This window comes from Mycoplasma sp. 394 (assembly GCF_054353895.1).
In genome coordinates this window covers 41328-53431 of sequence record NZ_JBTHHL010000007.1, presented here as the reverse complement: position 1 = coordinate 53431, position 12104 = coordinate 41328, and the positions used below count along the sequence as shown (strand labels likewise).

Below are 12104 nucleotides of genomic sequence, written 5' to 3'. Positions count from 1 at the left end.
TCACTAGCAGAATTTAAATATGCTAAAACTTCATTATAAAAATTTTCTTTTGTTTGTTCATCGATATTTATTTTATCATTTACCACATCGTTAATTAGTTGATATAAATCCCCGTTATAATTCTTCATCGATACTTCTATATCAACATCAGGATTCGGCTTAATAAAACCAAACTCAGCTTTGGCTCAATCATTAAATTTTTGCTTCTTTGCTTTTCATAAACTTTGATCGACTCCACCATTAATTTTTTGATCAAATGCATCGTTGATCTTACCAAAATCCCCGATGTTCATATAAGGCTTAGCAATATGTAATTTTCAATTTCTTACATCATCAGCATCATAGTTTTTAATGCTATAACCAGGGATTTTAAACCAATAATCCCAATCTTTTAAGAACGGATTATTATCTTTTTGTCCATCATATTTATAATAATTATCATTAATCTTATTTTCTTTTACAAACAACTCGATTGCTTTATCCCTTAATTCTTGTGGAGAAGGTTCGTGTTTCTTATTCTTATCTGATGTTACAGAATCACTTCCACCAGATCTATTTGTATTAGCAAATGTAGTTGTTCCACAACTTACTGCGATAGTAGAAGTTGTTAAACTTGATAATATCAATAAAGTTTTTAATTTTTTGTTCATATAACCCCTATATAGACAAATTATAATGAATTATTTTATATAAGGAATTTATATCACAAAGAAATACCGAATCAATAATACATATACAACATACATATCATAAAAGTGAAATAAATTCAACAAATAAACCACTTATGTTGGATTCTTTGATAGAATTATTTATATGAGAAAGGAATAAAATGAAGAATATTATTTTTAAAATAGGTGATGTCACTTCTGGTTTGAACGGGTTAACTGGTATTAACAACAATGATGTAAAATTAGAAACAAGTTTTCCGAAAATTCAGGAACAACCTGATAAGGATTTAAATATAGAATATATAGAAAAATTATCAAAAAATATATTTAAAAATAAAGAAAATATACTAGATAAAATATCGGAAGGAATTATTAAAAAGAATAAAAGTATTAATAAACCAATTAGCGAAATTTCCTTAGATGATTATAAAGAAATAATGAATAATTTTTTGGATATTTATAAAACAAATAATCTGATTACAAAAGACCAACAAGAAAATATAAATAACTATCTTAACGAGACAGGATATAAAAAATTTAAGAACGAATTAACAAAGTCCTTAAATACTTTTAAATCTGGTGTACATACAGTTAAAAAAGAAGTAGCAAAGTTAAATAATAATGAATCTACAATACAAAGAACCGTTCTAGATGCGAATAATGGTTATGTAATAAACATAGATAGTAATGAAATGAATTCAAAAAATCTAACAAAACAATTTTTTGAATTTGAATCCAAATCACAAGATATAAAACAACTTTATATAGATATAAATGATAATATACTTTGGTATAACAATATAATAAAAAGATTACTAAATGCACAAATAGCGATGTCTGCTGTATCTATATTTAGCTTTTTTGCAGGTATTTTTAGCTTTGGATTAGGTTTTTTTGGTACTGCATTATCAGCAGGTGCATCCATAGGATTAAGTGTAGCGATTAGTATATTAGAATCCAGAAGAGATAAATATATAAAGAATCATAAATTATTATCAGAAATATTTCAGTTTCCTAAAAAAAGTTCAACAGATGAAGCGTTATCAGGTTATTCATATGGTAAAAATGTTATTTCTGGGTGAACTTGAAATGTTTTTTCTGCAGCAAAGAATTATAAAGGTAAATTTTGAGCAATTGAAAAAGTACCATATAAAACATTTTTCAAAAAAGCTTTTTTACATACAACAGGATTTGTTCTTGATTCAATTGATATCTATTTAACAAAAAGAGAAATCGATAGTATGGAAGAGAAAAATAAAAAGATAAATAACTTTTTATCAGAATTAGAGAATCAGTTACAAACAATAGCGATAAATTTAGAAAATATTAAAAGAGTTGAATGAGTAGTAGTAAAAGAAACACCAATTGATAAACCTTATAATCAAGGCGGTAAAGGAGGAAGGAATTTAGTTTTTAAAAATCTTAAAACATCTGAAGTATTAACCTTAGAACAAATGTTAGCAAAACCTGATTGAATGCTTTATGCATGAGGGATGCAAAAGATATATAATAAAAAATTAAATGAATGATATATAAGAAAATTACCTAATAAAACAAAAACAGATAATTTAGGATAAAATGTTTGAATATGTTTTTATTTTGTTGATAATAAATGCTTGTTTTGCGGTTATTTTCTATCCTGTTTTTATAATTGCATATACAAAAAGATATCAAAGTTTCTTTTTTATAGCAAAAGATACATACAGCAGAGATATAAGTCAAAAAACAAAAGAGTATCATATAAACTTTGTAAAGGGATGATATGAGTTTAGAAAGTATCTTATATCTTATAATAAGGAAATTTTTTATTGAGTAATAGCAATAATTTTTCGTTTTGTTACACATATTATTTTAACAATAACATTCATCCTACTAGACAAGTATTTTAATACAAAAACAGCACCAGAAATGATAATAATTTTTATGGTAAACTTTATTACATATATCATTACTGATATTTTTACATTTCATTATTACTTTCAGTGCTTTCATATAGGGAGAAAAGTCAGAAAACACTTTGATGAAAAAGTCAAAAGTAGCAAAATAATCGATTGTGAATATATGCTTGATAATACTATTTACTTTAACAACGGGCTTACCACAAATAATTATATATATTTTAGAACAAACTTTTTTGATGTCAGGGTAAGGGTACTGACAACACAAAGAGTTAAAGAAATATTTAAAGAAAGTGCATATGATGTTTTTGCTTTTTTTATTTTTGATATGCACAAATCATGAAAAGATGAGCATAGTGAATATTATCAAGGTTTGTATTTTGATTATGTTAATTTTTTTAACGAAGAACAAAGTGATTAATATACATTTGATATTTAAGGAAGCTTTATGTCACTATTTTTATTTATATTAATGTGTTTAGGGGTGATTATATCAACAAACATCTTAGTGCTTTCTTTCATTATATTATTTAATACAAACTCATTCACTAATTTCATTATTTATAAGTGTCAAAAACTTGTTAGTATAACAGAAGCAAGGCAAACAAATGTACTATTTAAAAAAGGAGGTCAATTATATTTAAAAGAAAACAAATTTATATTTAAGAATATGATTATGTCCTTTTTTATTATACTCTTATTATTTTTTATAAACGAATTAATTGTAAATTTGGATGCATACAATAAACTTGCGTCTCAAATAAAATTAGGTTATTTTAAGGAATGAAGATATGTAGATATTTTCTATGCCTTTGCATTGGTTATAGAATCAGTTTTTATAGTTTTATATTATAAAAAATATAAATATTTATATAATAAATTAACTAAGATATTTGATTATTTTGAATATTCAGAAGAACAATATTATCTAAATAATGAACAAGACGCTAAGTATGATGATAATAAATTTTTATGTCATATTTATTATAAGAGTAATAAGATATTTTATATGAATTATAAGGTTATTGATACAGTTATAATAAGAAAAAGTAATAAATTAGCTATTTATTATTTCTTAATTTTTGGTTATCATTTTAAACAAATAAATTATGGTAATATGATTTATAAGGATTTATATCAAGCATTTTTATATTATAAAAATAACAATAAAATAAGGTAATTAAAAAATAAAATGAAATATTTAATTTAGAAGATATAGAGAAATTAACAACTTTTAACACAGCAAAGAAGCAAATTTAGTATAATATAATAAAGGAGAAAAATGCATACAATAAAAAGTATTTTATTAAAACCTATTTTTTATAACAACTGAGATATTCAAATTCAAGGGTGAGTTACATCTAATCGTGGAAATAAAAAGATTCGCTTCTTAGAAATAAATGATGGGTCAACCATAAAAAACTTGCAGGTAGTGTTCAAAGGTGATTTTGATTTCGAAGTTCTTGATATTTTAAAACCCGGATCTGCACTTTCTTTACAAGGGATTTTGAGAACTACACCAGATGCACCACAACCTATTGAAATGACTGCTACCAAGTTAATTGAATATAAAAAAGTAGATGAAGATTACCCGATTCAAGCACAAGAAATGAAACTTGAAACATTACGGGAAATTCCACACCTGCGTCACCGTACAAATGTTTTAAAAGCAGTGATGTTAATTCGTTCAACCTTGGCACAAGAAATCCATAAGTATTTTATGTTTAAAGGATTTCATTATGTCACTACACCTATTATTACTTCTAATGACGGAGAAGGTGCAGGGGAAATGTTTAATGTCTCTGATTCGAATGTGGATGATCCGTTTTTTGGTAAAGGGAACAAATCAACCTTAGGAGTAACAGGTCAGCTTCATGGAGAAAGTTATGCAAATGTATTTAAAAATATTTATACATTTGGACCAACATTTAGAGCGGAACGATCGAATACTAAACGACATTTAGCGGAATTTTGAATGATTGAACCCGAGATGGCTTTTTATGATTTGCATCAAACTATTTTATTATCAGAGGATTTATTAAAGGTTGTTTTAAGAAATACCATGGCTAAACATCCTTTTGAAATGGAGTTTTTAGATAAACTAAGTGATGGAAACTTATTAAATAAAATCCACAATTTTTTAGATTCAGAATTAAAAATTGTGGATTATCAAGATGCATTAAAAGAACTTGAAAAAGTAAAAGATATATTTGAAGAAAAAGATATCCATTTTGGACTAGATTTGGCAAGCGAACATGAAAAATACTTAACTGATGTTGTATATAAATCTCCAGTTGCTGTTATTAATTTTCCTAAATCATTTAAAGCATTTTATATGTATCAAAATGATGATGGTAAAACAGTTGCGGCTTTTGATTTATTAGTTCCCGAAATAGGGGAATTAATCGGTGGAAGTCAAAGAGAAACAGATTATTTTAAAATCGTAAAACGAGTAAATGAACTCGGTATTGATCAAGTTGACTTACAATGATATCTTGATTTAAGACGTTTTGGACATCTTAAATCATCTGGATTCGGGATTGGATTCGAAAGACTTGTGATGTTTATAACAGGAATGGAAAATATCCGTGATAGCATTCCGTTTCCGAGAACCACAGGTAATATCAGGATGTAAAATAGTGTTTATCTTTTGGATAAATACTATTTTTTGTGAAAATAATTATAAACAGATTGGGCTCTACTTGTTCCGATGACTTCTGTAAGATTTTCAAGCGATTGTTCTTTTATAGATGCATAAGTTCCAAATTTAGCAATTAATGCCGTAATAGTTTTTTTACCTATATTAGGGATGTTTAATGACCCTTTAAGTGTGTTTTTTGAATCAGCAAGTTGATGATAATATCTTTTCACATTTTTGTCTACATGTTCTTGTAAAGCAGAGAAATATAAAAAACTTTCATCAGATAATTGAATAGTTTTACCTAAATCATTAATAAGTTTTTGTGTCTTGTGATTATCGTTTTTTACCAAACCAAAAACAAGATTATTAAGATTGAAGTTTTTTAACGCTTCCTTAATCTCATTTATTTGAGCAATGCCGCCATCAGCAATAAAAACATCATTTGCATTTATTTTATTTTTATGCTTTTGTAAAAAAGAAACAGCATTATAGTAAGTAAATTGTACATCTGAATGCTTATCAATTTTTTGATTGAATTCTGATAATTTATTAAAAGTAGTTAAGTTTTTTATTTGACCCGTGATATCAAAACATAAAGAAGAACCAGCAACATCCTTTTGATAATTCTCAAAAGAATTATCAAAAATAATAAATTTATCTATTTCGGATAAATTTAATTCCTGTTTTAGTTTAATTCATAAAGCTACATTATCTTTAATTATATGTTTTCGCGCATATTCTTTTGCCTGGATTTGAGCATTTGATTTAAGGTTTTCTAATATACTTTTATAAATCCCTTTTTGTGGATATAAGATTCTTTTAGTAAGGTTGTCATCAAAAATAAGGTTTTCAGATTTATAAACAAAATCTAGCAAGATTTTGCTTTTTATATCTGGTCGTTTTTTATAGTAATCATTGATAAATTTTTCGATAAATTCAGTTAGTAAACCTTGAAATTTGCGATTTATGTTTTCAATATAAGTGGTAGAACCGTGTTGGTAAGATCGGATTGAAATAAAAATGTTTTGATTTACTTTTTCAAAAGCAAAAAAATCAAGTGATTGTGTGTTACTAATTTGCAGAATTTGTGTTTGTAATAATGATTTAATAAACACAGAAGCATTTTTATAAACTTGTGCAAATTCAAATTCTAATTTGCTGCTGTATTCTGTTTCTTTTTTTGCAATTAATTTAATAAATTCAGGCGATTTATTTTTGAAAATATTTTTAATTTCTTCAAGGGCATTTAATCAATACGATTCATCTTTATTGGTAATTTTAAGTCCTTTATAATATAAAAACTGATTACATAAAACATCGTAAAAAGCTGAAAATTGTGATGTAGGTGTAAGCGGACCAAAATAATATTTTAGATTTTTTTTATTTAGATTGTCACTAATATCTATATGTAAACCATTTTTATCAATTACAAACATAAAATAAGGATATGTATTTTTGTTTGTAAGTTTTATATTATAGCGAGGTTGAAATTGTTTTATAAATTTTAATTCTGTTAAAAAAGAATCTCGCTCAGATTTACATATATAGAAATCAAAATCATTTATTTGATCAACCATTACTGGTGTTAATCAAGAATTATTATGTCCTTCAAAATATTGCTTAAGTCTTTTCTTTAGATTTTTAGCTTTTCCGACATAAATAATTTCGTTGTTCTTGTTTTTTCATAAGTAAACACCACATTCATCTGGAACAATTTGATTAATTTTCTCTAAAATATGTTCTTTGTTATTCATTTTGCCTCGTTTATTTTTCTTTTTTTACCTATACCATAGGAAAAAAAGAAAAAAATTACTTTTTCTTTGCTTATTTTAAGAAAAAAAGTTGAATTTTTACTTTTTTTCCTATTTTTTAGGAATAAAAATATGTATTTAGCAATATCTGCTGTGGTAATAATATTATATAATATTAACAATTATTTCTAATATTCTTATTTGTAAGCAAAAAGTGAGGAAAATTAAAAAAATTAAAGGAAGAATATGAAACGTCTATTATGTTTATATAAACCAGCATTAAATAAAAACTATCCATGAGTGCTTAAGCACCCAAAAGTAAAAGATGCATTAGCTCAATTTAAAACTCGTAAAGATGCGATGAACTGATTTTTATCACTGGGATATGATTGTGCAACTTGATTCCAAACAGATCAAAAAGTATTTGGGGGAATTTTCATTTCAGAATGAAAAGAAGGTGTTGATTTTTACGAAATCAATGTTGATAAATTTGATGGTAATGTAGTTGAAAGTGATGTATTATCTGAATTCTTTATTGATTCAAAAACAGGAGCAAGAAAATCAGATGAGGCTCGTGATTACCTTGAAAGACTAAACGATTTTAAAGTTCTTAGAAAACATGAAACATACTTCCCTGTTGATGATGAATTTATTATTGAAAGAAAAAAATCTGCTAAAGATTTAGAAATCGAAAAACTACAAAGACTAAACGAAGAACTTCAAAAACAAGGTCAAGCAGCACCGGTAATAGTTCAAGAAGTAAAGCAAACTGAGCCAGAAGTTCAAGTTGTTGAAAAAATTGTTGAAGTGGTAAAGGAAGTTGTTAAAGAAGTCGAAGTCATTAAAGAGGTACCGATTGAAATCATCAAAGAAGTTGAGGTTATTAAGGAAGTACCGTTTGAGGTAGTAAAAGAAATTGAAGTAGTTAAAGAAGTACCATTAGAAGTTGTTAAGGAAGTAGAAGTTACTAAAGAAGTTCCTATCGAAGTTCAAGTTATCAAAGAAGTAAAAGTACCAGTTGAAAAAGTAGTCGAAGTTATTAAAGAGGTGGTAAAAGAAGTACCTGTGGAAGTAGTAAAGGAAGTTTCTACGGGTTCAAAAGAACCTATTAGATTCGAATTTATTGAAAATCTACAACCTACTAAACAACTTGAGGCTCTAGCTGTTTATGCACAAAGAATTTCTAAGGTTGCTGAATTTTTCAAAGAAGAAAAAACAACATCTGAGCAAGATTTAACAAGAATCAAGGAACAACTGAAAAATGTTTTAGTAGTTACTAAAAAACTTTCTAATAAATTTACTGATGATAAAAAAGCACAAAAATTATTCGAATTAGTCGCCGCTTCATTGGCAACATCTGTAAAATCATTATCTGAAAAAATTGTTGGTAAACCTGAAATCGAATTCAATCCAGAAACAGCCGTATATTATCGAAAAGAATGTGGTAGAAATGTATTATTAGTACACTGATTATCATATCTTGTGTTCGAAGGATTACATTTAGCATTTGTTCCACAACAAGCATATCACTATCCTATTATCGCAGCTGAAGTTAAACCACAAACTAATGTTGTAGTATTTTCAGATGTAGCAAAAGCACAACCAAAAGAAGAAAGCGAAGTTGTAGTAACTGAAGAACGTATTCCATATATGTTCTGAACAGTATTATTTGCTTCTTTAGCACTTGCAATACTATTTGTTCTTGTGATTTTATTATGAGTAGGTGTAATTCCACCGCTTAACTAAATTTAAAAGTCTTTTGACTTTTTTATTTTGCATTTTTGTAGAAAGTTATAAAATAGCAAATTTTTATATTTAAAAAATATAAAAATAGTATAATAATAAAATGTTTAATAAAAATAATAAAGAATTTATGCAAGTTTTAGTTAACCATCTTAAAAGCACTGGGTTTATTTTTCAAGGCAGTGAAATTTACGGAGGTCTTTCAAATACTTGAGATTATGGTCCGTTAGGTTCTTTATTAAAAGATAACATCAAACAAATATGAAAAACAGAATTTATTTTAAAAGAAACTAATAATTTTTTAATCGATTCAAAAGTTTTAATGAACCCAAAAGTTTGAGAAACAAGTGGACATGTCGGGAATTTTAATGATCCACTAATTGAAAACAAAGTGAACGGAAAAAGATACCGTGCTGACAAATTAATCAATGAAATTAATTCCAACATTATCCCTGAACAACTTAGCAATGATCAAATGCGAGAATATTTAAATCAAAATTTACCTGAATATGATGGATGCAAAGCACAATGAAGCGAAATTAAGCAATTTAATTTAATGTTTGAAACTGCCCAAGGAGTAATTGAAGGAAATAAATCAAAAATTTATTTACGTCCAGAAACAGCACAAGGAATTTTTATAAACTTTAAAAATGTGCAAAGAACAACTCGTGCTAAATTACCTTTCGGAATCGGACAAGTAGGAAAAAGTTTTCGTAATGAAGTTACTCCAGGAAATTTCATTTTTAGAACTCGTGAATTTGAGCAAATGGAATTAGAATTTTTTAGTTATCCTGAGCACGCGCCAAAATGGTTTGATTATTATATTCAAAAAAGTATGAAGTTAATAAAAAAACTTGGCATAACAAAAGAAAATGTTAGGATTCGAGAACATACCCCAGAAGAATTAGCACATTATTCTGATGCAACAACTGATATAGAATTTTTATTCCCGTTTGGTTGAGGTGAGCTTTTAGGAGTAGCGAATCGAACTGATTTTGATTTAAGAGCACATATGCAAGCAAGTGGAGAAAGTTTAGAATATTTAGATCCAGAAACAAATACTAAATTAATTCCTTATGTGATTGAACCAAGTATTGGTTTAGATCGTTTAATGCTTGCTATACTTGTAAATTGTTATGATGTTGAGAAAGCGACAGAAAGTGATGAAAGAATAGTTTTAAGATTTCCAAAAGAAATTGCACCTTATAAAGTTGCTGTACTTCCGTTAGTTAAAAAACTTTCTGAAAAAGCATTAAAAATTTATCACCAATTAATTGATTTAGGAATCTCGACAAGTTATGATGAAAGTGGCTCAATCGGAAAACGTTATCGTCGCAATGATGCAATTGGGACATATTGATGTTTAACAGTTGATCATCAAAGTTTAGAAGATGCAACTGTTACATTAAGAAATCGCGATACAATGGAGCAATTTCGCATTTTGATTGAGCAAATTAATGAATATATTTAGTTTGGAGGGTAATGACACAAGCAATTTCATATGAATTGATTAAGGAAATAACTTCTTCAAACAATATAGTGGATATCATTTCTGAAGATGTCCAATTAAATAAAAAAGGTAATAATTATGTAGGACTATGTCCATTTCATAATGATAGCAATCCCAGTTTCTCTGTGTCAGCAATAAAACAAATATATAAATGTTTTTCTTGCGGAGAAAGTGGTAACATAGTTACTTATTTAACAAAAAAAAGACAAATGAGTTATACTGATGCAATTGTGTATTTAGCAAAAAACATCGGAAAAGAATTAGATTTTAGTTCATTAAATAAATCCGATTTAGTGGAATATAATACACAAGAGCAAGAACAATTAGAAATTTTGCAAGCAGCAAACACTTTTTATAAATTGCAACTACTTAAAAACAATGCAGCTATCAACTACTTAAAAACACGTAATTTATTTGATAGCGAACTTATAAGTTATTTTGATATAGGATTTGCACCTGATTTTAATTTATTATCAAAACACTTAAATGAAAAATTAGGTTATGGATTTGATAAATTATATAGCAGTGGTTTGATTAACGAAAACTATGTAGAATACTTTCATAATAGGGTTGTTTTCGGGATTAAAAATCAATATGGTCAAATAGTGGGTTTTAGTGGCCGCACAATAACCAATGAAGTAGCTAAGTATTTAAATTCACCTGAAAGTAATTTATTTAATAAATCCAAAATTCTATACAACTACTTTAATGCAAAAGACCACATTCAAAGCAGTAAAGAAGTTGTAATTGTAGAAGGTTTTATTGATGCGATTGCATGTTATAAAGCAGGGATAAAAAATGTTGTTGCTTTAATGGGTGTAGCACTTACTAATCAACATATTCCACTCTTATATAATTATAAAATTAAATTATTTTTAGATAATGATGCAGCAGGGATAAATGCTACATTAAAAACTATTAAGACATTATTATCGAATAAAATTAATCGCATTGATGTTATTATAAATCCATACCAAAAAGATGCTGATGAGATTTTAAATAAAGAAGGAGCAGAAACCTTAAAACAACTGATGCAAACCACACGTGGAGCAATTGATTTTGTTTATGATACATTAAAAATAAATTTTGCTATAACAAAAAATTCTGATTTTAATAAAATCAAGGAATTTGTAATTGAATTTAATAGTTATTTATCATACTTATCAAACGAAAATAAAGCATATTTTAAAAATAAAATAAAGAGTGAATTTAACTATGATATAGATATAAATAATATTTATGTTGATTATCAACCTAGACAAATTCAAAAACATCCCTTTGATATGAATTTTGAATTCCCTGTTAATCTAAGATTTCAAATAAATCCGAATAAAAAACATTTTTTTGATGAAATAAGCAAATTCAAGAGATTAAAGATTTTGATTTTTATGCTTTGTCGTAATGATTTTTCAAACTTATTTTATAGTGAACAAGGTTTAGAAGTCATTTTTAGCCAACCTGCACAATTGCGAGATTTATATACTGAAATAAAAATGTTCAATCTAAAAATTAATGAAGTAATTGAGCAAGATATTTTTGAAAGTGCTGATAAAGCAATAGAAAACATTAACATCGAAGCAAAATTAACCGAGCTAAAAGAACATTTATATCAAACTTTTTTGAAATTAAGTAAATTTCAAAGCGACCAGCAAAGTTATTCATATTTTCAAGAATATATGCAACAATGTCAAAATGATATAGATTTGCAGTATCAAAATGCAGCAAAAAATGATACAGTTGAGTTAAATTTACTTCCATATGTTAAGGAAGCGGCACAAGCAAATGAGCAATTTTATATTGAAAATCAAATTAAAAACTTTCGTCGTAAAAGTGAATATCAAAAAGAATTAGCCAATATACAAAACAAAAAAATAAGAATAGAAAAGAGGTAAA

Annotated in this window: 9 protein-coding genes; 7 read left to right on the top strand and 2 right to left on the bottom strand. The window is 26.6% G+C overall.

Annotated features, from left to right (window positions below):
• Positions 1-650, bottom strand: a 650-nt coding sequence (locus ACXYRQ_RS03240) for a hypothetical protein (RefSeq protein WP_458614812.1), incomplete at its 3' end; no start/stop codon positions are given.
• Positions 651-829: 179 nt separating this feature from the next.
• Here ACXYRQ_RS03240 and ACXYRQ_RS03235 point away from each other — a divergent pair.
• The 4 genes from ACXYRQ_RS03235 (at position 830) to asnS (ending at position 5201) form a co-directional block, all read left to right on the top strand.
• Complete coding sequence (locus tag ACXYRQ_RS03235) at positions 830-2245, top strand: hypothetical protein (protein WP_458614811.1); 1416 nt, start codon at positions 830-832, stop codon at positions 2243-2245.
• Positions 2246-2591: 346 nt separating this feature from the next.
• The gene (locus ACXYRQ_RS03230) at positions 2592-2987 is read left to right on the top strand and encodes a hypothetical protein (RefSeq protein WP_458613956.1); all 396 of its coding nucleotides are present in this window, start codon (positions 2592-2594) and stop codon (positions 2985-2987) included.
• Positions 2988-3014: 27 nt separating this feature from the next.
• A complete protein-coding gene (locus tag ACXYRQ_RS03225; RefSeq protein WP_458613955.1) occupies positions 3015-3746 on the top strand; it encodes a hypothetical protein in 732 nt (243 codons plus the stop codon).
• Between the two features lie 102 nt (positions 3747-3848).
• The gene (gene asnS, locus ACXYRQ_RS03220) at positions 3849-5201 is read left to right on the top strand and encodes an asparagine--tRNA ligase (RefSeq protein ID WP_458614810.1); all 1353 of its coding nucleotides are present in this window, start codon (positions 3849-3851) and stop codon (positions 5199-5201) included.
• Positions 5202-5227: 26 nt separating this feature from the next.
• Here asnS and ACXYRQ_RS03215 read toward each other — a convergent pair whose 3' ends face one another.
• On the bottom strand, positions 5228-6961 hold the full coding sequence (locus ACXYRQ_RS03215; RefSeq protein WP_458614809.1) for a GIY-YIG nuclease family protein: 1734 nt from the start codon (positions 6959-6961) through the stop codon (positions 5228-5230).
• Between the two features lie 243 nt (positions 6962-7204).
• Between ACXYRQ_RS03215 and ACXYRQ_RS03210 the strand changes: the two genes are divergently transcribed.
• The 3 genes from ACXYRQ_RS03210 to dnaG all read left to right on the top strand — a co-directional run bounded on the left by ACXYRQ_RS03210 (position 7205) and on the right by dnaG (position 12103).
• Positions 7205-8704: an MAG3090 family protein gene (locus tag ACXYRQ_RS03210; RefSeq protein WP_458614808.1), complete on the top strand. Its 1500-nt coding sequence runs from the start codon at positions 7205-7207 to the stop codon at positions 8702-8704.
• Positions 8705-8804: 100 nt separating this feature from the next.
• Positions 8805-10172, top strand: coding sequence for a glycine--tRNA ligase (locus ACXYRQ_RS03205; RefSeq protein ID WP_458607419.1), 1368 nt, complete (start codon positions 8805-8807; stop codon positions 10170-10172).
• A gap of 11 nt (positions 10173-10183) precedes the next feature.
• Entirely contained in the window at positions 10184-12103 is a 1920-nt protein-coding gene (gene dnaG, locus ACXYRQ_RS03200; RefSeq protein ID WP_458613950.1) for a DNA primase, read from the top strand.
• Position 12104: the final 1 nt, after the last annotated feature.